19 protein-coding genes are annotated in these 26,182 nt (G+C 61.7%); 13 read left to right on the top strand and 6 right to left on the bottom strand.

Annotated elements, in window-relative coordinates; all coding sequences use genetic code 11:
• Positions 1–369 precede the first annotated feature (369 nt).
• From AC5RUQ_RS17715 to AC5RUQ_RS17705, 3 genes are all read right to left on the bottom strand, one after another.
• Positions 370–921, bottom strand: coding sequence for a DUF6036 family nucleotidyltransferase (locus tag AC5RUQ_RS17715; protein WP_493948638.1), 552 nt, complete (start codon positions 919–921; stop codon positions 370–372).
• Positions 918–1,541, bottom strand: coding sequence for a helix-turn-helix transcriptional regulator (locus AC5RUQ_RS17710; protein ID WP_493948637.1), 624 nt, complete (start codon positions 1,539–1,541; stop codon positions 918–920). The genes AC5RUQ_RS17715 and AC5RUQ_RS17710 overlap by 4 nt, the downstream gene beginning before the upstream one ends.
• Positions 1,542–1,798: 257 nt before the next feature.
• A complete protein-coding gene (locus AC5RUQ_RS17705; protein ID WP_493948636.1) occupies positions 1,799–2,932 on the bottom strand; it encodes a tyrosine-type recombinase/integrase in 1,134 nt (377 codons plus the stop codon).
• A gap of 60 nt (positions 2,933–2,992) precedes the next feature.
• Between AC5RUQ_RS17705 and AC5RUQ_RS17700 the strand changes: the two genes are divergently transcribed.
• The 5 genes from AC5RUQ_RS17700 (at position 2,993) to AC5RUQ_RS17680 (ending at position 8,088) form a co-directional block, all read left to right on the top strand.
• Positions 2,993–3,187 carry a hypothetical protein gene (locus tag AC5RUQ_RS17700; protein WP_493948635.1) on the top strand — a complete coding sequence of 65 codons (195 nt, stop codon included), beginning with the start codon at positions 2,993–2,995 and terminating at the stop codon, positions 3,185–3,187.
• A gap of 1,788 nt (positions 3,188–4,975) precedes the next feature.
• Positions 4,976–6,718: a DUF5605 domain-containing protein gene (locus AC5RUQ_RS17695; protein ID WP_493948633.1), complete on the top strand. Its 1,743-nt coding sequence runs from the start codon at positions 4,976–4,978 to the stop codon at positions 6,716–6,718.
• A gap of 98 nt (positions 6,719–6,816) precedes the next feature.
• Positions 6,817–7,029, top strand: coding sequence for a D-apionate lactonase family protein (locus AC5RUQ_RS17690; RefSeq protein WP_493948632.1), 213 nt, complete (start codon positions 6,817–6,819; stop codon positions 7,027–7,029).
• Positions 6,981–7,271 carry a hypothetical protein gene (locus tag AC5RUQ_RS17685; RefSeq protein WP_493948631.1) on the top strand — a complete coding sequence of 97 codons (291 nt, stop codon included), beginning with the start codon at positions 6,981–6,983 and terminating at the stop codon, positions 7,269–7,271. Before AC5RUQ_RS17690 ends, AC5RUQ_RS17685 begins: the two co-directional genes overlap by 49 nt.
• 61 nt (positions 7,272–7,332) lie before the next feature.
• Positions 7,333–8,088, top strand: coding sequence for an SDR family NAD(P)-dependent oxidoreductase (locus AC5RUQ_RS17680; protein WP_493948630.1), 756 nt, complete (start codon positions 7,333–7,335; stop codon positions 8,086–8,088).
• A gap of 394 nt (positions 8,089–8,482) precedes the next feature.
• Here the strand turns inward: AC5RUQ_RS17680 and AC5RUQ_RS17675 are convergent, their stop codons facing one another.
• Complete coding sequence (locus AC5RUQ_RS17675; protein ID WP_493948628.1) at positions 8,483–10,894, bottom strand: glycoside hydrolase family 3 N-terminal domain-containing protein; 2,412 nt, start codon at positions 10,892–10,894, stop codon at positions 8,483–8,485.
• A gap of 439 nt (positions 10,895–11,333) precedes the next feature.
• Between AC5RUQ_RS17675 and AC5RUQ_RS17670 the strand changes: the two genes are divergently transcribed.
• Entirely contained in the window at positions 11,334–13,187 is a 1,854-nt protein-coding gene (locus AC5RUQ_RS17670; protein WP_493948627.1) for a hypothetical protein, read from the top strand.
• A 124-nt stretch (positions 13,188–13,311) separates the two neighbouring features.
• Complete coding sequence (locus tag AC5RUQ_RS17665; RefSeq protein ID WP_493948626.1) at positions 13,312–14,343, top strand: LacI family DNA-binding transcriptional regulator; 1,032 nt, start codon at positions 13,312–13,314, stop codon at positions 14,341–14,343.
• Between the two features lie 51 nt (positions 14,344–14,394).
• Here the strand turns inward: AC5RUQ_RS17665 and AC5RUQ_RS17660 are convergent, their stop codons facing one another.
• On the bottom strand, positions 14,395–14,904 hold the full coding sequence (locus AC5RUQ_RS17660; protein WP_493948685.1) for a helix-turn-helix domain-containing protein: 510 nt from the start codon (positions 14,902–14,904) through the stop codon (positions 14,395–14,397).
• Between the two features lie 146 nt (positions 14,905–15,050).
• Positions 15,051–16,085, bottom strand: a complete 1,035-nt coding sequence (locus AC5RUQ_RS17655) for a LacI family DNA-binding transcriptional regulator (RefSeq protein WP_493948625.1) — start codon at positions 16,083–16,085, stop codon at positions 15,051–15,053.
• Positions 16,086–16,597: 512 nt separating this feature from the next.
• On the opposite strand from AC5RUQ_RS17655, the gene AC5RUQ_RS17650 reads away from it, so the two are divergent.
• From AC5RUQ_RS17650 to AC5RUQ_RS17625, 6 genes are all read left to right on the top strand, one after another.
• A complete protein-coding gene (locus AC5RUQ_RS17650) occupies positions 16,598–17,926 on the top strand; it encodes an ABC transporter substrate-binding protein (RefSeq protein ID WP_493948624.1) in 1,329 nt (442 codons plus the stop codon).
• A 21-nt stretch (positions 17,927–17,947) separates the two neighbouring features.
• Positions 17,948–18,889 (top strand): ABC transporter permease, encoded by a 942-nt coding sequence (locus AC5RUQ_RS17645; protein WP_493948623.1) that lies wholly within the window; start codon positions 17,948–17,950, stop codon positions 18,887–18,889.
• Positions 18,886–20,688 carry a dipeptide/oligopeptide/nickel ABC transporter permease/ATP-binding protein gene (locus AC5RUQ_RS17640; protein ID WP_493948622.1) on the top strand — a complete coding sequence of 601 codons (1,803 nt, stop codon included), beginning with the start codon at positions 18,886–18,888 and terminating at the stop codon, positions 20,686–20,688. The genes AC5RUQ_RS17645 and AC5RUQ_RS17640 overlap by 4 nt, the downstream gene beginning before the upstream one ends.
• A 2-nt stretch (positions 20,689–20,690) precedes the next feature.
• Positions 20,691–21,548 (top strand): ATP-binding cassette domain-containing protein, encoded by an 858-nt coding sequence (locus AC5RUQ_RS17635; protein WP_493948621.1) that lies wholly within the window; start codon positions 20,691–20,693, stop codon positions 21,546–21,548.
• A 91-nt stretch (positions 21,549–21,639) separates the two neighbouring features.
• Positions 21,640–24,489, top strand: coding sequence for a family 78 glycoside hydrolase catalytic domain (locus tag AC5RUQ_RS17630; protein ID WP_493948620.1), 2,850 nt, complete (start codon positions 21,640–21,642; stop codon positions 24,487–24,489).
• 181 nt (positions 24,490–24,670) lie between these two features.
• Positions 24,671–26,131, top strand: a complete 1,461-nt coding sequence (locus AC5RUQ_RS17625) for a glycoside hydrolase family 43 protein (RefSeq protein WP_493948619.1) — start codon at positions 24,671–24,673, stop codon at positions 26,129–26,131.
• Positions 26,132–26,182 lie beyond the last annotated feature (51 nt).

Genomic DNA, 26,182 nt, shown 5'->3' with positions numbered 1-26,182 from the left:
CTTCTTACGGGCGTCGGCGAGGGCGATGAAGGCATGTAGCTAGTAGACACAGCACCAAGTGCCCTGCCGACGCTCGCGCGGCCGGCCAGTACTCAGGCCCTGCAGACGGCCTTTCGCTGGGAGGACGCGCACCTGCACCGGTTTCTAACGAGTCATCCGTTCGCGTCGGCCGGCCGAGGCGAACTTCCGGAAGGCCCGATAAGGCTTCCCACCCAGGAGTGTGAAGAACCGGGCGACAGGCCTGAGAAGGATTACAGCATGGAGCAGCGAAAGCGACATCAAATAATGCCGGAAAACAGTTCCTTTTGCAGCCCCTCCCCCGCTCATTTTTGAAGAGCCGATAACCGTGATTCCGTCAAGGCGCGTGCCTTAGTTGCTGGTGCTGTCGAGGGCCTCTTGGGCGATCAGGAGCAAGTCGTCGCGGTTACTGAGTTGCATTGAGTGCTCGCCGTAAAGCTCGACTGCAACGTCTACGGCTGCTTTGGCGGTGTTTATGTCCAGGGCGCGACAGAGAACCGCGATGTCGGGGATGTCCCGGTCCCGGCCGGCCGCGAGCTTCATGGCTAAGAGGAACCTTGGTGAGGCGACGCGCAGCACCAGGTTGTCTGCGATTGTCACTTCCGCCGCTTCCGTGTCCTGTCCGTCCGGGATGTAGGCCCGTGCGGCGTTGTTCAGCCACCGCGGGTCCAGGCCCATGTCTTGTGCCATGTCCGTGGCTACGTCCTGCACCGTCTGCTCCGGGTGGTACACGGCATCGATGTCTGTCGTGGACCGCCGGGAGTCGAACTCGATGGCGATCGCCGCTCCGCCGACGAGATAGATATCTGCGCCGGCACCTCTGGCATGAAGCCGGCGGGACAACTCTACGAGAAGGTCCCGTATGTCATCCGATCCGTAAGAGGCGCGGCGTCCAGTTCTCATGCTGCGGCCAGGTTCCCTGCATCGAAGACGATGTTCGCTTCGGCGAATTCAACGGGCGTTCGTTCTGCCATTCGTTGTTTCCAGGCAGGCGAGACATGTTTGCGGGGGGTGGCATACCATTTCGATTCCAGCGGGGGAGTGCTCGTCCAGTCCGGCTCTTTAAGTCCGTGCTGATGGCATTTGTAGGCGAAGGTTCTGGCCAGCAGGGCGTCCCAGCGCTTCCGTCCAGTCGACGCGGGCCGAGCGCGGAGGAATCGTCGGCGGCCAGCTGGATCGAGATCGTCGAAATAACGGGCGGCCATGGAAAGCACGCGCATGGCGAAATCCGGATCGCCATTGCGCAGCTCCCGCTTAATCTCACGGGCTGCCATTTCCGCGGTCCAGTAGAGTTCCGGTTCCCGAGGGGTCCCTTCGATGGCCAGCCCGGTGCCCAGCCGGGAAAGAACCTTCAGGGCGGTGCTGATGGAGACGTTCCTGCCCTGCTCCAGATCGATGAGGGTTGAACGGCTGATACCGGTTGAACGGGCAAGTGCCTCCTGGGACAGGCCAGCATGGAGCCGGTGGCTTTTCACCTGCTCGCCCAGTTCCCGCGCGTCCTGGATTTTATTCACGGCAATCACACTTCCATGTCGGATATATCCATCATAGTGTGCGAGTGGTAATTGGGCTTCAGGTAGTCCACGCGCGCCAACAGCGTCTTCGGCACGAGGAAAATCGGGGCCCGACGGCGGGGGGCGATCTCCGAGGAACTCCCACCCGGGGTACCCGAGGCTGGAGCAGGCTTCGCTGGCCGCCGTGTGGGGGTCGCCTCGCGGAGTCGCCTGAGACAGTGAACAGTGCCGGGCTCCACTAAAGAAGACTGGAAATGGGACCCAGGCTATACCATGAGGCCTCTGACAGACCGTTCGGTCGCGTCGGCGCCATCCTGCAGCGCTTGGGGCATGAGGTGTCCGTACACCTGCTCGGTAGTCCGAACGGATGCATGGCCCAAACGTCGTGATAACGCGAAGAGGGAAATCCCACCGTCTTGGATGAGCCAGGAGGCATGTGTGTGCCGCAGGTCGTGGATTCGTGGTGTCTTTGTTAGGCCCTGCGCTTGTGCGGCAAGGACAGCTGGCACCCAGTGGTACTGCCAGAAGGGCTTGTGAGCGAGGCGCTGGCCGTCGGGCGTTGTGAACAGCAGTTCGCTACCGGGCCGCCTTGCGACTAGCGGGATGAGCAGGTCTACCAGGGCGGGATTGAGCCCGATGGTGCGCTTTCCTGCCCTGGTTTTGGTCGGCCCGATGTAGTACTGGGATTGCCCGTCACGTTTCCACGCTTTGCTGATTCGTGCAGTGGGTGGTTTGGAGAGCAGATCGATATCGGCGACCTTGAGGGCGGTTGCCTCGCCGAACCTGGCCCCTGTCATGACCAGGAATTGCGCCAAAGTCTTGTACTGCGCGTGCAGGCCTTCACTGAGCAAGCTGAACTCGGCATGAGTGAGGAACAGGGCGTCGTCCTCTGCGCTTTCAACCGTGGGGAGCGGGACGCCGCGGCAGGGGTTGCGGGAGATGTACCCGAGCAACTCGGCGGTCTTCATTGCAGCCGACAGCAGCCCGTGCAGATTGTGAATGCTTTTAGGTGCCAGACCGTGGACGGAGAGGCCCTTAATCCAGCGCATGACGTCCCGGTACCCGAACTCGTCAACTGGTATGTGACCGATGGTGTTTCTAATTTGCCGGTCGAGCATCCGCTGGTACGTGCCGATGGTCCCGGGGGAGGGCCGAACCTGCAGGTCGATGTGTTCCTGGACTACTTCCGCGAGGGTGGGAACGCCCTGCTTCCCGGGATGGCCGGCAGGCTGAGACAACTCAGGCATCTGCCCGTTGTCATTGAGGTACGGCAGAAGGGTGAGGGCTTCCTGCTCTGACCTTAGGGTCAGACGGTGTTGATGACCGGTCCTGTAGTCCCGCCACCGCACCGAGACGGCGGTAGTCCCATCCCAACGGGCGCGGGTAACGATGCTGGCCACGAGGACAGGCTACGCCCAAGCGAACCCATAGTCAGCAGAAAAGCTGACCTACCATGGGGTATGGCCACGAAGAGTCCTGATCCGGCACCACAAGGCCCGGATCACTCACGGCAACAGCCCGGCAAAGAGCACCGCAAGGACAACGATCTTTGCCCCGGAAGTGAGAAAGTATCTAGGCGTCAAATTATCGACGAGGGGCTCAAGTACGTCCTGGTCCATGACGCTGAACTTCTGGTCCGTCTCGCGGACGCCTAACGAACGGAACCCCGGCAGGACCAAGCGAATACCCCTTCGAAGCGTAGAACCACCTGTTGCACCGATGGGGCGGCAACAGCCGATTGCCGGCCCCTACCACAGAGGGAGCGGATGCCAGTCAGCCGCCAGCTGCGCAGCTGATGAACTGTGCCGTCTAGCAATACCGCGGGGTCTCCTCCTCTGTGCTTAGACCGCCCCTCGTCATCCAATTTACGCGTCAAAGCATGCCTAGCATTCGAGCTTCTATTTCGCGGCGTCAGAATGATGTTAGTTTCCGCATTATTGACACCTGCTTATGCGGTTCTCAGATCCCACTCTGACAGTCGGAGGGGAAGGAAACCGCGGGAGGTGTCCCGAGAAACGTCGAAATAATCCAGGGAATCTGGACTCATTGACATCCGATTCGGGCGCGCGGTGGTGATATCGCGTGCTGTGACTTGATAACTCCGGAGAACAAGCCCGAGCTCCAACGCATAGCGACATTTGCCCTTATCAGGCGCGTTGACGTCAGGTTGGGGTGTGCCTCACCTTCACAGACGGCGTCAACACATACCGCAGCAGTGCACACCGCGGCATCGGCCAACTCTCAGGATGAGAAGTGCCGACCCGTCAATTCCGCATGGGCTTTCAGCGGCTCAGTCACAACCTGAAGGCCAGAACCGGCCTGGAGATCGGCCGCCAATTTGGCAGATCTACATCCGCCGTCTCCAAGGAAGCATCGGAAGGGGCGGTTATTGCAACGGGAGGGCTTTATCCGTGGCCGAGCCCACCGGACCACCGCCACCATTGGATCGCCGCGGCAGCCAACAACGCATCTGATAACGGCGCCCGTGCGGATGGCTGAGGGGTCGCACTTCGGCCTCTAGACGTTGCTGCCGTAGTAAAGTATTCTCGGTGGGTCGCTGTTAGCGCTAACAAATGGTGGAAGGCCCCCGTTCGATTGCGGGAGCCCTCAACGATAGGGGCCGTAAAGATGGACCACGCATTCACCGACATCACTCTCCAGGACGGGCGCGCCAGCCCGCTGGTCCGAGATTTGGGAGGCTCTGGTGTCGGCATGGGGTGGGACAGGAAGTGCTGGTGGCTTCAGATTTACACCGGCGATAAAGAGCCTCCGTCGCCCAACAGAGTGGGCCTTGCAGTGGAACCAATGACGTGCCCCCGACGCGTTTAACTGTGGCGTTGATCTTATCCGTCTGGACCCGCGCCAGACACAAGGCTGATTGGAGCATCTTCGCTATTCAAGGGCCGGGACCGACGAAACAGCGCCCCAGGAGAGCAGTCCACGGCTGGGGTCAATTGGGGTTATCCACGGCTGGGAACTGGAGCCGTTGGGGTAGCTCCCTCACAGCAGTAGCGGTGAATAACCTATGAGAATTGTCCTCGGTTGTGGGCAGCTTGCTCCTCAAAACTGAGCCTAAAACCGATCTTGACCGTTTTCGCCAGCCACGTACGGAACCACTGGGCACACAATTGCTGCCACATCTCGCAGCCTTCGGAATGCTTCTTGCCCTACTGACAGCAGGGTCATGGGAAGGTAGGTCAGGTCCGCTGCCGGCATCCGGGGACATCCTTTTAGTCGCCCACTACAAACTTCCCCTAGGCCCTGCTGACCATACATTGGGGGTTGCGGCACCAGCCAGGCCAGCCAGAACGAGGATTGCAAATGCCCATTGATAGCCCTCTAAAGCGCGCTTCCACCTTGTGGACGGCATCAATTCATACGCCGATGCGATGGCAAACCCGAAGCTGCTAGCTCAAGAAAAAAGGTAACGGATCATGACCTGCATGGACGACCAGACACAAACACGAGACATCCTGGAGAACGCGTCAGGATGCGCGGCCCTCGGCAAAGCCCTCCCGGACGTCGTCGAGAATGCCGAAAAAATGGGCGGGGCGTTGGACCTCCCCATCGGCGCCCTCATGACGCTGTTCCGGGTGAAGGATAGCGTTCAAAACGAACTTTGGGAAAGCCTCTCGGAGATAGCTGTACCCGACCGCGTAGAGCCGGAACCTGTGGCACCGAACCCGGACTACGAAGCCTCTGACGTCCCCTGCGCTTCAGCCACCATGGTGCTCCCTGAGTCGGCCACGGTCAATACTCCGCTGGAACTCACGTTCGAGGGGCCGTCGCACGGGAACCCCTTCATCGACGTCGAGTTGCACGCCACGTTCACCCTCGACGGAGAAGAACGTCGGGTTGGAGGCTTCTACGACGGGAACGGCCGCTACGTCATCCGATTCCTCCCCGAGAAGACCGGCACATGGCGGTTCCACACGCGCTCCAAGGCCCGATCCCTCGACGGCCACAGCGGCGAGCTCACGGTGAACGCGTCGCGGGCGCGGGGTCGCGTCAAGGTGGCTGACAGGTTCCACTTCTCGCACGTGAACGGCGACGTCTACCGGCCCGTTGGAACCACCCTCTACGCCTGGACGCACCAGAGCCGGGAGCTACAGCAGGAAACACTGGCGACCCTCAAGTCGAGCCCCTTCACCAAGGTTCGGATGTGCGTGTTCCCCAAGGCCTTCATCTTCAATGACAACGAACCGGACCTGTACCCATTCGAGAGGAACGGCGACGCCTGGGACACCGAAAAATTCAACCCTGTCTTTTTCCAGCATCTGGAGAACCGCGTTCGCGACCTGGGCGAACTAGGCATCGAAGCTGACATCATCCTGTTCCATCCCTATGACCGGTGGGGGTTCCAGGACCTCGGAAGGGCTGCCGACGAGCGGTACATCCGGTACCTCATCCGCCGCCTTGCTGCCCTTCCCAACGTGTGGTGGTCTTTGGCCAACGAGTATGACTTCGTGACAACTAAACGCCGGGAAGACTGGGACCGGTTTGGCCGCATCGTCGTTGAGGAGGACCACGCCGGCCACCTGCTCTCCATCCACAACGGCACACGGCTCTACGATTACTCCGCCGAGTGGGTCACCCACTGCAGCCTCCAAAAAGTGGATTACTACAAAACTGCCGAACTCGTGCAGGACATGCGCGAGAGATGGGACAAACCGGTCGTGATGGACGAGATCGGTTACGAAGGGGACCTCGAATACGAATGGGGAAGCCTTAGTGCTCCTGAAGTCGTCCGGCGAGCGTGGGAAACCACGCTGAGGGGCGGCTATTACACCCACGGAGAAACCTACTACGAGGACAACGACCAGCTGTGGTGGGCGAAGGGCGGCCGCATGGTCGGCCAAAGCGCGGACCGGATCGCCTTCCTGGACGGGCTCAGCAGTGAGTCACCCACAGGCCGGCTGGAACCTATCTTCTCCATGTCACCCACACCCATCAGTGGAGTTAAGGGGCAATACGAGATCCACTACAACGGCTACAGCCAGCACAAGTTCCGCACTGTCGACATACCTGACGGGTGCACAGCGGAGATTGACATCATCGACACCTGGGCGATGACCGTGGAGACTCTCCCTGAGAAACTCAGTGGCCGGCAGACCGTGGAAATGCCGGCCCGCCCCTACATGGCCCTGCGCATGCGCGTAGTCTCCCCGGTCTCGCCGGAAGCCTAGACTCCTCAACCACCAGCCCGCCGGCGTCTTTCGAACGGAACCAGGCGCCCCGGACCCTGAAAGGCAGAACATTGCCCTTTCCAGCACAAACACAAAGTATGGACTTACCGAAATCAATCCGGGCGCGCCTAGCGCCGCCGGTCAAGCTGATGCAAGCAGGACCATGGTCTGCACGCCTCGTCGGCGATGAGCTCGCCCACATAAGCTATGCCCAGCAACCGGTGCTCCGCCCGGTGAAGGCAGTCGTGCGGGACCACGACTGGTGCACCATCCCGCCGTCGCTGGAAACCTCAACCCTGCCGGCCAAGTAATCAACAAACTCGCGCGGCTCCGCAGCAGCACGGTGCTGGGCGCCGAAATGCTGATGAACCTTCCGGTGGAGGTGTACCCGGTCATCGGACCTGAGGGGCTGATCGTCTTCACGGCCAATCTCACTGTGTCGACAATAGAACTGGCCATAGGCAATACGGCCGACCTGACAACGCCTGCTGCCCCACCAATCATTCTTGAACCCTTTACGGACGGCGTTTTACGCCTGCCATTCACCAGCTAACGGGATCACGTCTGTTCCGGCTGTTCAAGCCGGTCCCATCCATATCGAAAGGAGACCTCCTATGGGTCTGCGACTTGAAAGAAAAACAGCACTCGTGACCGGAGCCGGCTCAGGGATCGGCCTTGCGGTGGCACGACGGTTCGTGAGCGAAGGCGCCACAGTCTTCTTTGCCGACATCAACATCATGGCAGCGGAGAAGGCTGCAGCAGCAACCGGCGCCGATACCGCCATTGCCCTACACATGGACATCTCCGACGAGGAGAGCGTAGTCGCCGCCTACGCTGCCATAGCGGCCAAGAGCCACCTGGAGATCGTCGTGGCGAACGCCGGCGTGCAGCTGTTTGGCCAGGATGCCAGAGTCGGCGACTTGGACTTGGCCGTCTGGGAGAAAACCGTGAGTATCAACCAGCGCGGGGCGTTCCTGACGCTCAAGCACGCCGTCCGGGCCATGGAAGCAACCGGAGGCTCAATCATCTGCACAGGGAGCCCCACAGCGGTGGTGGCGTGCGGGCAGACGTTCACTGCCTACACCAGCTCCAAAGCAGGTGTGCACGGGCTGGCCCGTGTCGTGGCAGCAGATTACGCACACGCCGGCATCCGCGTGAACACCGTAGTGCCGGGCTACACGGAAACGCCGCTGGTGCGCGCGATCGCCAACGATCCCGTGAGCCGTGCCGGCCTGGTCGATTCGACTATGCTCGGTCGGCCCGGAACTGCCGCCGATGTAGAGGGCATCATGGTGTATCTGGCAAGCGACGAGGCATCCTATGCAACGGGCGGCCTCTTCACCGTTGACGGCGGGCTGACCGCGCTCTGATGGCATTAGCCAGGTGAAACACCTCCGATCTGCAGGAGTACAGCTATTTCTGGAGTCGACTTTGCTCAGCAGAGAAGCCTTAGACGACCCCTCGCGACCTCGGCAGGACGTCTTCAAGCCGGATACCGGAGCCAGCGCAACCCCAGCCGCTTTGGGTATGTCCGAGCTGTCGGGGACGACCTACCGCTCAGCATGGACCTTCGCCTAGAGAGGCCTGAAAAATGCGAAGATCGTCAAATGGCACCGGTGGTCATGAACTCTTGGGGCGAATGAGGTCAGCCATACAGTTCTCTTTGTCCTCGCTGCGTTGCAGCGCTTTCATTTTTTGGGGCCAGTTGGTCTGCTCATACCGCTGTGCCTGCAGGTCATTGTCCGAGCAAGCCCTGGCTTCGTCCTACCCGGCGTAAAAGCCTCGGGTTCTGCCGTCAATCAGGGCGTCCGAAACGATGGACACTCTGTCAGTCAGCCGCAGGTCGTGCGAGGAAGCGCCGATCAGGATATCCACTTCCCCTGCTTCGACCCGCCAGCGCATGTTGGCATCGAGAAAGGCCAACTGACTGACATCGAGATGGAAGTCAACCTGGTCCGACTGCCCCGGATCCAGGGTGACCCGACGGAATCCCGCGAGCTCCAGAACAGGTCTTGAGACCGAGGAGAACCTGTCGCTGACGTAGAGCTGGACGGTCTCGGTTCCGGGCCGGGCGCCGGTATTCCTCACGGTGAGTGAGATGGTGACTGTGTCGCCCGCCTCGACCTGGCGCCCAGAGAGTGTTAGATCCGAGTAGTCGAACGTGGTGTAAGACAGCCCGTGGCCGAAGAAGTACCGTGGTGTGTGCGGCGCATCGACATATTCGGGGAACCCGACGCTCTCGCCTTGGTGCCAGGCCGATCCGTGGGGGTGGTTGTAGTAGACCGGGACCTGACCGGCGTTGCGTGCGATGCTGACCGGTAGCCGCCCGCTCGGATTGTAGGCGCCGGTGAGGACGTCGACGATAGCTTCGGCTCCGCCCTCGGCGGGACTCCAAGCCTCAAGGAGCGCCGTCAAGTGCGTGTCCGCGGCGTCGCTGGACACCGGCCGGCCATCCAGATGGACGCCAATCATCGGCTTGCCCAGCTTGGCGAGCTTGGCGATGAGCTTGTCCTGGCAGGAGGGCAGGTTGATGTTTGTTGCATCAATTCCCTCTCCCATCGAGGCGATGGAGGCCGTGCCGTGTTTACCTCCTAGTGTCAGGAGCACGACGTCGGCCCTCTCGGCGAGGGCGATGGCTTCGTCGTGTCCGGATTCGTCGTCGCCGGCAATTGGGTAGCCGTATGCCCAGTCCACCTCCGTTTCGGGCATTCGGGCCCGGAGCTCTTCTAGAAGGCTGCGGATGCCGGGTTGTTGCTGTTGGAGTAGCTCCTCGAAGACAGGCCCATCTGATGCCTCGATCGTGGTGCCCGGAACTGTGTTGGTGACGGCCTGAAGGTCATTGCTGCCGGTGGTGAGGCCAGCCATAGAGGAATTGACGGCAAGTTTTCCTTCCGCCATGGAGTAGTGTGTGTAGCCGCCGAATGAGTACCTCGCCGTCGCCGCGTGGCAGCCGATGACGGCGAGCGTACGTATGTCTGTCCGGAACGGCAGTGCTCCGTCGTTGCGCAACAGGACAAGCGACTCGCGGGCAGATTGCACCGCCACTGCTCTGTCGGTCGACGATTGGTACGAGGTTTCCCGGTCGGTGGGATCCGGAGCGAAGGGGTGCTCGAACAGACCCATGCGAAATTTGGCGGTCAGCACTTGGTGAACCGCCCGATCGAGGAGCGCAACGTCGGCGCGCCCCGTGGCAAACCAATCCCGCAGTTCAGGGCCGAAACCCTGGGGGACGTGGAGCTCAACATCCATCCCCGCGTCCAGCGCGGCCAGGCCGGCGAGTGCAGGGCTTTGGGCGACGCGCTGGACAGTGTGAAGGTTGCCGACTGCCCCGTAATCGGAGACAACCAGCCCGTCGAACCCCATCTGTTCCCGCAGCAACGTTTTGAGCAGCCGGACAGAAGCCGATACGGGCTCCCCGCCCACTGAGTTGTATGAAGGCATCACGCCCCGCAGTGCGGCGAGGGTAATTGCGGCCTGGAATGGCTTGCCGTAGACCTCGATCAGTAGGCGGTCCGGGACGTTGCAGTGGGCCCCGTGGATGCCGCCTTCAGTGTGGTGCGAGCCGACAAAGTGCTTCGCCACCGCCTCAGTGCGGCGGCCGGACGCATCTTCGCCCTGGATCCCCATCGTGTAGGCGACGCCGAGCGCAGCCGCGAGGCTTGGGTCCTCACCGTACGTCTCACCTTGCCGTCCCATCCGCGGGTCGCGGGAAACATCCAGAACAGGCGCCAACGCGTGCGTGATGCCAACAGCACGTTGCTGCCTGCCCACGATATGGCCCACTTCGCGTTCCAGGCCGATGTCCCAGCTGGCCGCCCGTCCCAGTCCGGAAGGGAAGCTCGTCGCTCCTGGTAGGTATGCGCCGCAGAGCCCTTCCATGTGAAATATTGCGGGAATCCTGTGCCCGGAACCCTCCATGGCCTGCGTCTGCACCCTACGTTGGAAGGCGGTGACCTGATCCAGCGTTAGCGCAGAACGCGCTTCGAGGCACGACACCTCTCCGATGCCATGCGGGAAACGTTCACCGAAATCGCCGGTTTGCGTGATGTCGGCGGGGAAATAGCAGGAGATTTGAGCCATCTTCTCGTCGAGGCTCAGCTTTTCCAATAGCAGGGTGGCCCGTTCGTCAGAAGCCAGTCGCTCGTCCATCCACGGGTCTTTCACACGGGCACTCATGTTGATCCTCGTTCTACCAGTCGTTGGGCCGGTTGAGGCAGGCTCAGCTGGCCCGAACCGGTCGGCGGGTTTTCCCAGCCGCGCCGGACGATGAGCACCGGACTTCATGAGGGTTGCCGCTTCGCGTGCAACGTTCTACGCAAGACTAATGGTCACAACATCGCGGTGGCAATAGGGAAAGCGTCTGACCAGTTCACGCACGGAATTTTATTGCTCATAGGGGCACAACCCCTTCGAATCGCAGCTTCTCCCACGGGGCTGATAGCTGAACCTTGGGCTGCAGGGTTAACGGTGGCAGCATTACGCACACTGGTTGACCCTGCTTGCCACCCCGTGTACTCTCCGTTGAAACGTTCCATGGAGAACGTTCTCCATTGCACCGCCGTTTATCCCCCAATCTCGCTGGGCGGCGCTGGAGATTTCCTATTAAGGAGGACCGATGAAGATCCACTCCACCCTTGCCCGCCGCGGAGGAATTGGCGCCCTTGCGGCGACCTTGCTAGTCAGTGCCGGACTCGGCACTGCGAGCCCCGGGCTTGCCGCACCACCCGGATGCGCGACCGTCGGAGGCGCCATGCAAGTGACTGAGGGCTGCCTTGACCCCACGTATGCCACGCCTGTTATCGACAGCGAGACCGATGAAACAGCGCCCCTGCCGCACCACCGGATCAGGGGTCATTTCAAGGACACGAACATCCAGTTCACCATTTACCTCCACACGGGGGAGAACAAGGCGCAGTGGGAGGGTCGGTTCTTCCAGTTCACCTACCCCATTGTCTTTCCTGGCGTGCCGGACACCTCACGGGCGGACGATCGCGCCATCGGATTTGCGCTCTCCAGTGGGGGATACGCGGTGCAGGCCGGAAACACGTCTGTGTCGTTGGGATATCGGCACGCGGCCGCTGCCGCGAAGTTCGCCGAGACGGTGGCCGCAAAGTACTACAGCAGTGATCGTGAAATTTCCGGTTACCTCTACGGGCCCAGCGGGGGTTCGTTCCAGACGGTCGGGGCCGCCGAAAACACCACCGGAGTGTGGCAGGGATTCGTTCCGCTGGTTCAGGCCGTGCCCGCCCCGACGTCCTACAATTTCCTTGGCCGGTCCGCAGCTGAGCTCATCCTCGGTGACAAGGCTGATCAGATCCGAACCGCGTTGCTGCCGGGAGGCAGCGGTGACCCGTTTGCGGGCCTGGACGAGGCGGAGCAGGCCATGCTGAAAGAGGTGCACGCTCTTGGCATTCCCTGGAAGGGCTGGGAGTACCCCGATTACCTGTTTGGCCGCTCGGAGCAGCACCCCAACAGTCTCGTCTCCAGCGCCCCGCTTTCGTATGATCCGACCTACGCCAACGACTTCTGGAACGCGGACGGTTACCTTGGCACGGAGAACTCCCCATTGGGGGAGCGTGTACGGGCAGAGCTGGCCGAGGCGGGCGACACTGTCGCGAATCGATGGAACATCGCCAATCGCTTCTACTACCGTTACCAAATCCCCCCTGCGAGCGAAGGCTGGGTAGGGCTCGACCAGTTCCGAGGACCCGATGGCACTCCGCTCTATCCGCAGCGGTCAGTGAAGGCCCCGGGCTTTGGTGGCGCTGTATCCGGCAACGCAGCTTTCGACGGCTCCATCAATGGGAAGGTCATCGCGGTGTCCAACCTCTATGACACCGATGCCCTGCCGTGGCACACCGACTGGTATCGCCATCGCGTCGAGGCAAGCCTGGGCAACGCCGCAGCCGACAACTATCGGGTCTACTTTAATGACCACGCCGACCATCAGGACGCACCTGTCACGGGGGAGCGGGCCAAGCACCTGGTGAACTGGTACGGCATGGCCGAGCAGGCACTCCGGGACGTCAGCGCGTGGGCAGAAAGGGGCGTAGAGCCCCGCGCCTCCACCAACTATCAGGTCGCCGATGCGCAGATCGTCGTGCCTGACAACGCTGCCGCCCGCCGGGGGATTCAACCCACGGTCGACCTCACCATCCAAGGCAAGGAAACCGCAACAACAAAGGTGGGCCAGGCAGTCTCCCTCAAGGCCAAGGCGCAGGTGCCCCCGGGCGCCGGTGAAATCGTCAAAGCGGAATGGGACCTCGACGGCGACGGGGTCTACACGGACGCACCGTTCACCCGGAGCGGGAACGTGATCACGCTTCAGACCACCGCCACCTTCGACAAACCGGGGACATACCTGGCCGCGCTTCGCATCTCTTCAGAGCGCAACGGCGACCCGACGGCCAGGTTCGCGCTGGCGCAAAACCTCGACCGGGTTAAAATCGTCGTCACGCCCGCCGGCTAAGACCCTTCGAACAAGGCCGCTACCTGAGCCCCCCGCAGCAACCGCGGGGGGCTCAGGCCCGTCCACCCTTTTCGGGCAGCGGCACGTCTGCTAGTACTCTTGGGTTCGAAGCAGAGGGGATCCGATGAGCGAGACCAGCGGCCAGCGTCGTCGCCGCATCACCATCGTGGACGTGGCCAAGCACGCTGGAGTGTCCACGGCCTCCGCCTCAAAAGTTCTGCGCAACGCCTACGGTGCGAGCGAGTCCATGCGTGCCCGCGTCCAAGAGGCCATGAAGGAGCTCGGCTACCGCCCCTACGGGCCGGCGCGGGGCATGCGGGGCCGGACGTTCACCATCGGCGTTGTCGTCTCCGACATCGAGAACCCGTTTCTCAGTCTCATCACTGACGGCATTTCCAGCGTCATCCGCCCCCTGTCCTATGAGCTGTTCGTGTCGCCAGGCGGTTTCGAAGCGTTGCCACAGAAGGCCGTCGTTGAGGCGATGATTGACCATCAGATGGACGGTCTCGTCATGGTGGCCCCGCTGATGACCGCCACGGACCTTGAGAATATAGCCATGAACATCCCGCTCGTGGTCGTGGGCCACCACAGCCGGAGCCACGCTTTCGACACTGTCGCTGCCGACGACAAACTGGGCGCACAACTCGTCGTCGACCACTTTGTCGAGCTGGGGCATCGGCGCATCGCGTTCGTCATGCACGCGGACGGTCGCGGTGACGCCAGCCGGCCGGAGTGCCACCGTCTTCAGGGTTTCGAGCGTGCGATGAGCCGACATGGGCTCGATCGTGAGGCAACCGTCATCGACTCCCGTTGGAATCTTGACGGCGGAAAGGAAGCCGCCAGGCAGATCGCGGCCCTGAACGCCCCGCCGACGGCGGTGCACGCCGGAGCAGACATCGTCGCGCTGGGCATGATGAGCGAGTTGTGGGAGGGTGGCCGGTCAGTGCCGGAGGCATACTCCCTGGTGGGATACGATAACTCGCGCACCTCGTCTCTGGGTCCCATCCGGCTTACAACGGTCGATCAGGCCGGTATGGAGATGGGCAAGCGGGTCGGCCACCTGATTGTTGAGCGCATTGAGGGCAGGACAGGGGCTCGCCATGACGTGCTCGAGCCACATTTGGTGGTCCGCGGCACGACTGCTCGTCTTACCTGAGCGGGAAGCCGCCACGCCCGAACAGGGCATCCAATAGAGCGTCGAGTGCACCTATCGTGCAGATTCCGCACTTGCACCTGAGCCGATAGCTGGACCTCCTGTCGGACCGTTGTCGGTGGACACGGCCGCAGCCTCTATCAAGCGCCGGCCCATTCCGCTGTCTGCCCAGATCCAGAAATATGAGTTATCCGGCATGACGGCATCCACCGTGCCGGAAAGAATTTCGGATCCCACTTGCACGGTGACGTGTTCGCCGGATCTGACTTCGAGTGCTCCACGGGGAGTTTCTTGGCCACGTTCAGGTACGGCACCGCGGTCCGCTGCGTCTTCCGGCTCGCGGGTTGAAGGGTCGCCGTCGAGGTGCCTTCCTGGGTTCTTCGCGTCGGCACCAAGGCGGCTTCGGCCGCGTAGCTCCCGTGCGAGCGGATCTGGCTGAAAGTTCAGCTCGTGGACGGCCTTCTCGACCCGGGTTCTGGTTCTGGCTGTCACCAGGTGGGGATTGTTGAGGACATTTGAAACTGTGGCGACTGAGACACCTGCGACAGCGGCGACGTCCCGCATTGTCGTCACCGGTCTGGCTCCGCCCCTACCCGCGCCCAGGATGTCAGCCGACGTGTCACAAGAATTGTCTCCGCTGCTCATGGCTGAACTTCTCCCTAAGAGTTCGGGTTGTAAGGGACAACGGAATGAGTGGGCCGATGCTAAGGCTAAGCCTGGAGGCTCTGCGCTGCTTTTTGTTCACTGGCTTCCACCGGCGCCAGGCCGCTGGTTGACCGGGCAACGAGGCGCGGTGCGATCACGTACTGAGCGGCGCTGGTTCGACCGTCAAGGCGATCAAGTAGCAGGCGGGCAGCTTTAGACCCGGTCATGCGGCCGGACTGGTCCACAGTGGTGAGCGCGATCCGGTTGACGGTGGAGATGTAAATGTTGTCATAACCGACGACTGATAAATCCTCTGGCACGCGGAGGTTGTGGTGTTCGGCAGCCCGGAGAACGCCGAGCGCTGCGATGTCCGCTCCGGCGAATATCGCTGTAGGGCGCTCTTGCCTGGCGAAGGCTTCCATTGCGGCTCGATAACCGCCTTCTTCTGAGTAGTGCGTTGAGATGATGTCGGGTTCGAGGCCGTGCTGGTGCATGGCGCGAACGTAGCCGTCCCGGCGGGCGGTGTGTGAGAGCGCGAACGGCGCAGTCGCGGCACTGGGGGGCATGCTGGTGTGAAGTATGCGGCTGTGCCCGAGGCTGACGAGGTGTTCGACGACCAGGCGTGAGCCCTCATAGTCGTCGTCCACGACCGTATCGAAGTTTGTGGCAACGCCATGCAAAGCGACAGTGACCGTAGGGATTCTGGATCCCAACTCTTCAATCCAGCTTGCTTCCATCCATGGAGCAATGAGGATGACACCGTCGACCTGGCGGTCCAACAAGGCCTCGATGGACCGTTTCTGCCGTTCCGGCGACAGGCCGGCGGCGATAAAGATTTCCTGATACGGAGTGCCTTCAAACTCCTCGCTGATGCCTTGGACAACTTCGGGCTGGAAGGGTGAGGACAGCTCAACGAGCATGACACCGATCGTGTAGGAGCGTCCCCTCATGGCCCGCGCGCCTGCGTTCGGGCGGTAGCCCAACTTCTCGATCGCGCCGAGCACCTTGGTCCGCATTTCCGGGCTGCTGCCATAGGCTCCACGGAGGATCTTGGAAACGGCAGAGACAGAAACCCCCGCCTCCTGCGCAACGTCGCGCATCGTGGCACGCCGCGGCTGATTTCCCAACGGGGGCGCAGGAGAGGTTGCAGCTGTCATGCCTGTCGGTCTCGGCTTCCTTGTCGTCACATAAGAAACCATAGCGGTTTGAAGAACGTTGCACGAGTAGTCGTCCGAAACAAGGCAAATTTCGTTCGCAAATCCCTAAATCCGGGCACTGAGGCTTGACGTACTCGGCGTCACATATCTATTCTCGGTGTAGAACGTTGCACACGGTAGTGAGCTAAGTCATACCGAATCAATGGCGTTCTTCGCTCTGAAGCTCATGCTTTCTGAGTCGGCGTCATCTTACGAAGGAGTAACCCTTGCGACGCATACGACGTACATCCCTGGCTCTTGCAGCCCCCGTTACGGTTCTCGCCCTTGCCCTCACTGCCTGCACCGGGTCAACCCCAGGTGGGGAGGCCAGTGCCGAGAAGACAACTCTCACCCTAGGCCAGACAGCCGATATTGAAGGTTATAACCCTGCACTTCAGCCGTCTTACCAGGGCTGGATGGCAGATGCTATTTTCGACACGGTGCTGAACTGCGATGCGACGAACACCCCTTCCGGCCAGGTGGCAGATAAGTGGGAATTCAGCGAGGACCGGAAATCAGCGACCCTGCACATCCGTGAGGGCATCACATTCTCTGATGGCAGCGCCGTCGATGCCGCTGACATTCAGGCATCCGGGGAAAACTTTGCTAAGACGAATGCCCGGTTCGAGGGCATCAAGTACGAGATTGCGGACCCCCAGAACATCACGTTGACTTGGCCGACGGCGCAGGCAGTGATGATTTCACGCCTCTGTGAGTTGCAGGTGGTCCCTTCCGAGGCGGTCAAGGCCGGAACTCTTGACAAGGAACCCATTGGTTCCGGGCCCTATGTATTGAATGCCGGGGAGACGACGCGTGGTTCGACCTACGCCGTGACCAAGCGCGCTGACTACTGGGATGCAGGCACGTACCCGTACGAGAACGTGGTGTTCAAGGTCCTCGAGAGCGAAACTGCAGGCATCAATGCTCTCAAGACGGGCCAAATTGACGGTGTACTGGCCTCCTCTGCCACCGTGGACGAGGTGACGGCATCAAACCTCCAGGCCCAGAAGATGCGCGGTACGACCACCCGGTTGCTCATCACTGACCACAAGGGCGAAACGATCCCCGCCCTCGGCGACGTCAAAGTCCGCCAGGCAATGAACATGGTCTTCGACCGGGATGCCATCGCGAAGCAGCTCTACCGCGGGAAAGCTGACCCCGCCTACCAGATCTTCCGCGAAGGAACGGATGCGTACCTCGACGGACTCAAGGACCCCTACCCGTTTGATGTCGAAAAGGCGAAGCAGCTCATGCAGGATGCTGGCTACGCAGACGGATTTGAACTCCAAATCCCGACAATGAAGGGGCAGAACCACGAAACCCTGATTGCGTACATCGCTGAAGCCCTGGGAAAGATCAACATCAAGGTCAAGGAAGTACCGCAGACCGGCCCGGACGCCATCTCCAACATCCTTAGTGGCACCTACCCCGTGCCGCTCTGGCAGCTGGGAAACTACGGTGATTCCAAGCAGGACATCGTCGACTACATCCTTCCTACCGGCATCTGGAACGTGTCCCACCAGGAAGACACAACAATTGCCGGCATGTGGGAGAAAGTGCTGACCGGATCTGAGGAAGAGTCCAAGCAGGCGCAGAAGGACATCAACCAGTACGTCATCGACCAGGCGTGGTTTGTCCCCATGGCCTACCCGGACGGCTACTACGCACACACCGGCGATGTCCGCATCGCGCAGGTTTCGGACTTCTCGCAGCTGCACCCCCTGCTGCGCGACTTCCAGAAGTAGCCGGAAGGTCGAGGCCCGGAAATGACACTGTCTTTACTCAAGAATCTCCTGCGATCGGTCGGGGTCCTGCTTGCCGTCACGTTCGCAACGTTCGCCCTGATGTACGGAAACGGACCCGGCATTGCCCGCGGCGTCCTCGGAATCAATGCAAGCGAGGAGCAGGTTCGGCAGGAAGTCATCAGACTGGGCCTCGACCAGCCCCTCCTCGTTCAGTACTGGTCATGGCTGCAGGGAGCGGTGACAGGTGATCTCGGTAATTCATTCTTCACGAGCGAACCCGTCACCAATGCACTCTCCACGCGGGTACCGGTGACGTTGTCCCTGGTGTCCTTCACCCTGGTGCTGATGATCCTGCTCAGCGTCCTTCTCGGAGTGGCCTCCGCCCTCTACGGCGGATGGCTGGACCGGACCGTGCAGTTGGTCTCCGTCGGCGGCGCGGCACTTCAGCCTTACGTCGTGGGCATCGTCCTTGTCTTCGCTTTCGCCGTCGTATGGAGAATATTTCCTGCTACCGGCTACGTCAGTCCCGCAAAGGGAATCGGTCCGTGGATCGGTTCGATCACCCTTCCGGTCATAGCTCTGCTGATTGGTTCTGTCGCAAACGCAGCATCCCAGTTCCGCAGCGCGGTAAACGACACGTTGCACCAGGATTTTGTTCGTACTCTGCGTGCCCGCGGCATACCGGAACACCAGATCGTGTTCCGGCATGTTCTGCGCAGCGCCAGCGGCCCCGGGCTGATCGCGCTCAGCCTTGGTGTGATCGGCCTCTTCGGAGGAGCGATCTTCGTTGAGCAGATCTTCGCCCTGCCAGGGCTTGGCCAGCTCGCTACGAACTCCGCACAACAGGGGGACGTGCCGATGGTGATGGGGGCGATTCTTGTCACCATTGTCCTAATTCTCATCGTAAATTTCATCGCCGACCTGGTCGGCGCTGCCCTCAACCCGAAAGCTAGGATCCGATGAGCGACGTCGTCGAAAAGGAGCTCAGCGCGGCTGCCCCTATCCCTGTCGATCCACGTAGCGCGTCGGGCCGTCGGTCAGCCTGGCGGCGACTCCTGTCAAATCCCATCGGAGCGTTCAGCCTAGGATTCTTGCTCCTGGTGGTTCTTTTCGGCCTGAGCGCTCCGTGGCTGGCACCGTGGGGTCCCACTGAAACGGACCTCCTGGCGGCCAACAGTAACCCAGGGACCCCCGGCCACCTCCTAGGTGCCGACCAGGCCGGTAGAGATATTTTCTCCCGGCTGATGTGGGGTACCCAGGGCACACTGGTCGCGGCTCTCATCGTGCTGGCTGTTTCACTCCTCCTTGGTCTGCCCACCGGCCTGGTCGGCGGCTTCTACCGGGGGCGGATCGAAGCCGTTCTCAACTTCGTGTCCGATGTCCTCATGTCCCTGCCGGGCATCGTATTGCTGATAGCCCTCTACGCCCTGACAGGTCCCAACATCAACCTCGCGATGGCAGTAACCGGTGCTTTGATCGCGCCCAGCTACTTCCGCCTCGTGCGTTCGGTCGTCGTCGCTGTCCGCTCGGAGCTTTACGTCGACGCGGCCAAGGTTGTCGGGCTCTCGGATGCCCGAATTGTTGGCCGGCACGTCCTGTGGGCCGTGCGGGCACCTGTGGTCATTCAGAGCTCCTTCGTGCTTGCTGCCGGCATCGGTATTCAAGGCGGCGTGGACTTCCTGGGTCTCGGCGACCCTGCCCAACCGTCCTGGGGCCGCATCCTGCAACAGACCTTTGACAACATTTACAGTTCACCTGCAGCTGTCCTCTTTCCAGCAGCCATCCTCACCCTGACGATCCTCGCGCTCATCCTGCTGGGAAACGCTCTGCGCGATGTCCTGCAGGAAACCTCACGCAGCAAAGCCCCCTCACCCAAGAAACGCCGCGCGCTGATCGCCGCCGCTGCGGCAGATACCCAGGCAGGCCCACCCGTCGAATCAATGGATATCGGCAGTTCAGACGATGTAGTGCTGTCGATCAGAGGGCTGCGCGTCGGTTACCCCAGTAACGACGGCAACACCGTCGTTGAAGTGGTGCACGGAGTTGACCTCGATGTCCGCCGGGGCGAGATCCACGGCCTCGTGGGAGAGTCGGGCTCAGGAAAATCACAGATGGCCTTCGCCACCCTCGGCATCCTGCCCCGTGAAGCACTCATTCTTGGCGGCAGCATCCTCCTGGACGGCGAGAACCTCCTCGCTGACAAAAAGCAAATGCGCGGAGTCCGCGGACGCCGTATCGCCTACGTGCCACAGGAACCGATGTCCAACCTGGACCCATCATTCACGATCGGGGCCCAACTGACGTACGGGCTGCGGGCAGCCCGCCCAATGCCAGCAAAGGAAGCGCAGGAGAAGTTGCTGTCCCTGCTCAAGAGGGTGGGAATCAAGGACCCCGAACGCGTAATGCGCCTCTACCCCCACGAGATATCCGGCGGGATGGCCCAGCGGGTCCTTATCTGCGGTGCCATCGCCTCCGATCCCGACATCATCGTCGCAGACGAACCCACAACAGCACTCGATGTCACGGTCCAGGCCGACGTGCTGGAGCTTCTGCGCGAGCTCAGCTCCGAGCGCGGACTGGCCATGATTCTGGTCACCCACAATCTCGGAGTCGTCGCCGACCTCTGCGACACCGTCAGCGTCATGAAATCCGGGCAGATCGTGGAACGCAACGACGCCGAGGGCTTGTTCGCTTCACCGCGGGAGCCCTACACCCAAGAACTGCTCGCGTCATCACGTCGCGTCGAATTGATGGAGGCCTAACCATGTCGGAAGCACTCCTGCAGGTGCAAAACCTCGTCGTGCGCTTCTCGGGCCGCCGCGGACTGCAAACCACCGTCATTGACGGTGTTTCCTTCGACCTGCACGCCGGGGAGACCCTCAGCCTCGTCGGTGAGTCAGGTTCGGGCAAGACGACCATTGGACGGGCCATCCTCGGTCTGGCTCCGGTCAGCAGTGGGGAAATCACGTTCCGCGGCGAGACCATCAGCAACGTCTCACGAAGCCGCCGACGCAAGCTCGCCCGCAACGTTCAGGTGATCTTTCAAGACCCCTACTCCTCACTCAATCCGTCCATGACGGTTGAGGACATCATTGTTGAACCGATGGCCGCTGCCGGCGTCTCCGGCGGAAAGGACAAGGTCAAAGGACTCCTGGACAGCGTCGGCCTGCCCGCTGACGCCGGCCAACGATACCCCAGAGAATTCTCGGGTGGCCAACGACAGAGGATCGCCATCGCAAGAGCTCTGGCGTTGGAACCATCCGTCATTGTCTGCGATGAGCCCACCAGCGCCCTGGACGTAACAACCCAGGCACGAGTGTTGACGCTCCTGGAAGATATCCAGCAGGAAACGGGTGTGGCGTACCTGTTCATCAGTCACGACCTCGGCGTCGTCCGCCACGTCAGCGACCGGATCGCTGTCCTCTACCAAGGCCGCATCGTCGAACTCGGCGAGGCCGAACAGGTCACCATGGAACCGCGGCACGACTACACCCGGCGGCTGCAGATGGCAGCTCCCGTCGCGGACCCCATCAAGCAACGTGAACGCAGGCAAGCGCGCGTGAAGTACCTGGCTGAACACCCCACCCTTGAGCTCGGGACACCCGCGGCATCCACCGTCTGACTGTTCCTGGCCAGTAACAACCAAGGGCGCCGTCGCTGCGCCCCACCCCCGGTGACACCTACCTGCCCGGGTCAACACCTCTGGAGTACCTATGACATGGGCTAAAACGCCAACCGCGCCTCGCTTCGAACACCGCACTGATGCAGGAACCGTGCTGGGCATCGGGACGGCAACCCCACGAATTTCCTGGTACGTCCCACACGCCGCGCCAGGCTATGAGCAAACTGCAGCCCAGGTGGAAATAACGGACCACGGGGGACTCGCCTCCACCTACACCCTTCCCGGAGCAGACCAGACCCTTGTTCAGTGGCCGGGCCACCCCCTGCTATCCAGGGAATCGGCAACGGTCCGCGTCAGAGTGGCCAACGGTGATTACTGGAGCGACTGGAGCGAAACCCGGACCGTGGAAGCCGGGCTGTTTCAGCCGTCCGACTGGCAGGGACGTTTCATCAGCCCGACAACCATTGGCGGGAAGGGCACGCCCGCGCCCATCCTTACCGGCTCACTCGACGTGCCCGAGCCGGTCATCTCCGCGCGCCTGTACATCACGGCGCACGGGCTCTACACAGCGACGCTTAACGGAAAGCGCGTGGGCGACGAGCTCCTCACACCGGGGTGGACATCCTACAGCCACCGCCTCCGGTACCAGGTCTACGACGTCTCCGGCCACATCACGTCCGGCACGAACACCCTTGACGTCAAACTCGGCAATGGATGGTACCGCGGACGGCTCGGCTACGAAGGCGAACGCGCGATCTACGGCGACCGGCTCGCGCTCCTGGCCCAGCTCGAGGTGACGACAGCTGACGGCACAACACTGGTCCTCGGCACCGACGGCTCATGGACAGCACGCGAGAGCGAAATCCTCGCGGACGACCTTTACGACGGGCAACACACCGATCTGCGTCGTATCGGCACAACTTCAACCAGTTACCCGGTTGAAGTCCTCGAAGAAGACCTCGCCCGCCTCGTGGCCCCGGACGGACCACCTGTCCGCCAGACAGAAGTACTGCCGGCAGTGCGCGTTTGGTCAGCGCCCAGCGGACATGCGATGGTCGACTTCGGCCAAAACGCCGTTGGCTGGGTCCGGCTAAAGGTACGGAATCTGGAAGCAGGTGCGGACGTAGTGATCCGCCACGCTGAGGTGCTGGAGGGCGAAGGACTGGCGCTTCGGCCGCTCCGCACGGCCGCCGCCACGGACACCTACCGGGTCGCCGGCGGAGCGGAGCAACTGCTCGAGCCCGAGTTCACGTTCCACGGCTTCCGCTACGCGGAAATACAGGGAGTACAAGACCTGCAGGCTGAGGATGTCCAACTCGTCGTTATTGGATCCGATCTTGCCCCGACGGGAACATTCAGCACCTCCCATGAACTCGTGGACCGGCTGCACCAGAATGTCGTTTGGAGCATGCGCGGGAACTTCATTGACGTTCCCATCGACTGCCCGCAGCGGGACGAGCGGCTGGGGTGGACTGGAGATATCCAAATTTTCGCTCCGACAGCGTCCTTCCTCTTTGACACCGCAGGGTTGCTGTCATCATGGCTTGCCGACCTGGCCTGCGAGCAACGGGCTGACGGGGCTGTCCCGCACGTAGTGCCGGTGGTGGAAACCGCGTTGTCCTGGCTGCCGGCCGCGGCATGGGGCGACGCCGCCACTTTCGTACCGTGGACGCTCTACCAGCGCACCGGCGATATCGAGGTCCTTGAGCGACAGTATGCCAGCATGAAAGCCTGGGTGAACAAGGTTGCCGACGCTGCCGGACCAGATTTCGTATGGGCGGGTGGGTTCCAATACGGCGACTGGCTTGATCCCACAGCACCACCTGAAGCACCAGGACGCGGACAAACAGACCCTGACCTGGTCGCGACAGCCCACTTCGCCCGCTCGGCGAAAATCATCGCAACAACTGCACGGCTCCTCGACCGAGATGACGATGCCGAAAAATACACCCTTCTGGCGGACAGCGTCCGTGCCGCCTTCGCGTCCCGTTTCGTCACAGCTGCCGGTCTGGTGATCTCGGACTCGGCCACCGCGTACGCACTGGCTCTGGAATGGGGTCTCCTACCGACAGAGCGTCAACGGAAGACGGCCGGTGAACGGCTGGCCGACCTTGTCCGAGGCTCAGGTTTCCGCATCAGTACCGGCTTCGTCGGCACCCCGCTCATTTGCGACGCACTCGCCTCAGCCGGCCATCACGACGTCGCCCATCGCCTCCTGCTGCAAACTGAATGCCCGTCATGGCTTTACCCGGTGACCATGGGAGCTACAACCATCTGGGAACGATGGGACAGCATGCGGCCCGACGGAACCATCAATCCCGGCGAGATGACCTCCTTCAACCACTACGCTTTGGGTGCCATCGCTGACTTCCTGCACCGTTCAGTCGCAGGCCTGGCTCCACTGTCTCCGGGCTACCGGGACATCGAGGTGCGCCCGCTGCCCCCGGCAAATCTTGACTGGGCGTCCGCCAGCCATGTGACGCCATATGGTCCGGCAAACATCCGGTGGGAGCGGCGTGACGGCCAAATCGACGTTGACCTACGGGTACCTGTAGGAGCATCTGCCCGGGTGTACCTGCCCTTCACGTCCGATGCGATCACCGTCGGCCATGGCGATCACCGATGGTCAACACCTGACCTTGGAACGTGGCCCAAGGAGCCGTCGCGCCTCGAGACGATCCGCGATGTTCTTGATGATTCGACAGTGTGGAAGCTCCTGGGTGATCTTGCCGTCGAGACCGGGATCGCCACTGATGATGTGCAACTGGCACAACAACTCACTCCCTACCTCGATGCACCTGCCATCTTCACCGGCCAAGCCCTCACTCCTGATGAGCGTCAAAACGGCATCGAACTGTTCCGCAAAGGGCTCAAAGATCTCCTCGATTGGAACGCCACACAGTCTCCGGACTCCGGCGACCCCACAACAGGAAGAAACTAAGGATCATGAGCCTGCGCAACGATGATTACCGTACCCGGCGACTGACTTATGCCTTCCGCCCTGACCGCACGTTACTGTCCCACGCCCCCGACACCGCGCTCACGCACGCCCAAAGACCATGACACAGCCAGCCACCAACCCAGCACAGCGATCCTCCAGTGCGTTGTCTCGAAGCGGATCGGTGCATCCCATTGTTTCCGGGTTCTACCCGGATCCCACGATCTGCCGTGTGGGCGGCGATTATTATCTGGCGCACTCGAGTTTCGAGTACTTCCCGGGCGCGCCGATCTTTCACAGCAAGGACCTCGTGGAGTGGACGCAAATCGGCAACATCCTGACGCGGCGCAATCAGTTCCGCCGGGGTGACGGAAAGCCTTCTGCCGGCATCTACGGGTCAACTCTGCGGCACCGGGAGGACCGGTTCTGGTTCATCACGACGAATGTCAGTGACTACGACGCGGGACAGCTCATTGTTCATACCTCCGACCCTGCCGGTGAGTGGAGCGACCCGATCCACGTTCCGGAAGCAATCGGAATTGACCCTGACCTTTGCTGGGACGATACGGGCCAGTGCTACCTCACCTGGCATGCCCTGGACTTCACCACGGGTGAACAAAGCATCCGGCAAGCACCGCTGGACCTGGCCACGGGGCGTTTCGCCGCCCCCGATTACCCGTTGTGGCAAGGCAGCGGGCTCCCCGCAGCGGAAGGTCCGCACCTCTACCAGATAGGTGACTACTGGTATCTCAGCCTGGCTGAGGGCGGCACAGAACGCGGCCACTGCATCACCATGGCAAGAAGCACCTCGCCCCAGGGTCCCTTCGAATCGTGCCCGTCCAACCCGGTCTTCAGCCGCCGCAGCACGGTCCACCCCGTGCAGAACGTGGGGCACGCTGACCTGGTCCTCACCCCACAAGGGGAATGGGCCGCTGTATATCTCGGTGTCCGTCCCCGCGGATCCACTCCAGGGTTCCACGTCCTGGGGCGTGAAACATTCCTCGCCGGAATCGAATGGGATGATGGGTGGCCCGTTTTCGTCGAGGACCGCTTCGACGTTCCGGTCACGTCCACCGACTTCTTTGACGATTTCACATCCTCGGAACTGGATATGCGGTGGACCGTCCCTGGAGGTGAACCGGCCACCACCACTCAGCTGGCGGAAGGCGGGGGGATAACGATCCTTCCCTCTGCATCCGGTGGCGGAGGGCTGTTGTGTGCCAGGGTGCGGGACCTGCAATGGACTGCCGAAGCCGTCATTACCGGAACGGGGCGATTCCTCCTCCGCCTCGATGACCGGCACTGGTACGGACTCTCCCTGGAGGCAGGACGGATAAGGGCACAGGCCAGGATCGGGGGAGTGCAGCAGGACCTCGCCGAGATACCCGCCACGACGAACACCGTCACCTTCCGTATCGACGTGGTCCCACCGTCCTCCGCTCCCGTACCCGTCGGCGATGCCGGCCCCGACGAAGTGATCCTCTCGCTCATCGACGGCGGCATAGCCCGTGAACTTGCCCGTCTTGATGGACGGTACCTGTCCACGGAAGTAGCTTCGGGATTCACTGGCAGGGTGCTCGCCATCGCCGCAAACTCACATCCGGCAGTCATCCACTCCGTGTCCTACCAGGGGCATCCGGACTAGACTCCGGGCGTTCCGAATTCCGGCGTTCCCAGAACGCACCTACCCGTTCCT

The organism is Arthrobacter sp. MDT2-3 (assembly GCF_059090465.1).
The sequence above is the reverse complement of the archived record's forward strand: the minus strand, read 5'-3'. Positions and strand labels throughout refer to the sequence as shown.

Excerpts from the sequence above, each read along its gene's own strand:
- AC5RUQ_RS17640 (WP_493948622.1), top strand. The coding sequence starts at position 18,886 with ATGAGCGACGTCGTCGAAAAGGAGCTCAGCGCGGCTGCCCCTATCCCT.
- AC5RUQ_RS17650 (WP_493948624.1), top strand. The coding sequence starts at position 16,598 with ATGGCAGATGCTATTTTCGACACGGTGCTGAACTGCGATGCGACGAAC.
- AC5RUQ_RS17690 (WP_493948632.1), top strand. The coding sequence starts at position 6,817 with ATGGACTTACCGAAATCAATCCGGGCGCGCCTAGCGCCGCCGGTCAAG.
- AC5RUQ_RS17715 (WP_493948638.1), bottom strand. The coding sequence starts at position 921 with ATGAGAACTGGACGCCGCGCCTCTTACGGATCGGATGACATACGGGAC.
- AC5RUQ_RS17645 (WP_493948623.1), top strand. The coding sequence starts at position 17,948 with ATGACACTGTCTTTACTCAAGAATCTCCTGCGATCGGTCGGGGTCCTG.
- AC5RUQ_RS17630 (WP_493948620.1), top strand. The coding sequence starts at position 21,640 with ATGACATGGGCTAAAACGCCAACCGCGCCTCGCTTCGAACACCGCACT.
- AC5RUQ_RS17700 (WP_493948635.1), top strand. The coding sequence starts at position 2,993 with ATGGCCACGAAGAGTCCTGATCCGGCACCACAAGGCCCGGATCACTCA.
- AC5RUQ_RS17675 (WP_493948628.1), bottom strand. The coding sequence starts at position 10,894 with ATGAGTGCCCGTGTGAAAGACCCGTGGATGGACGAGCGACTGGCTTCT.
- AC5RUQ_RS17655 (WP_493948625.1), bottom strand. The coding sequence starts at position 16,085 with ATGCGCGACGTTGCGCAGGAGGCGGGGGTTTCTGTCTCTGCCGTTTCC.
- AC5RUQ_RS17670 (WP_493948627.1), top strand. The coding sequence starts at position 11,334 with ATGAAGATCCACTCCACCCTTGCCCGCCGCGGAGGAATTGGCGCCCTT.
- AC5RUQ_RS17660 (WP_493948685.1), bottom strand. The coding sequence starts at position 14,904 with ATGCGGGACGTCGCCGCTGTCGCAGGTGTCTCAGTCGCCACAGTTTCA.
- AC5RUQ_RS17665 (WP_493948626.1), top strand. The coding sequence starts at position 13,312 with ATGAGCGAGACCAGCGGCCAGCGTCGTCGCCGCATCACCATCGTGGAC.
- AC5RUQ_RS17695 (WP_493948633.1), top strand. The coding sequence starts at position 4,976 with ATGGACGACCAGACACAAACACGAGACATCCTGGAGAACGCGTCAGGA.
- AC5RUQ_RS17680 (WP_493948630.1), top strand. The coding sequence starts at position 7,333 with ATGGGTCTGCGACTTGAAAGAAAAACAGCACTCGTGACCGGAGCCGGC.
- AC5RUQ_RS17635 (WP_493948621.1), top strand. The coding sequence starts at position 20,691 with ATGTCGGAAGCACTCCTGCAGGTGCAAAACCTCGTCGTGCGCTTCTCG.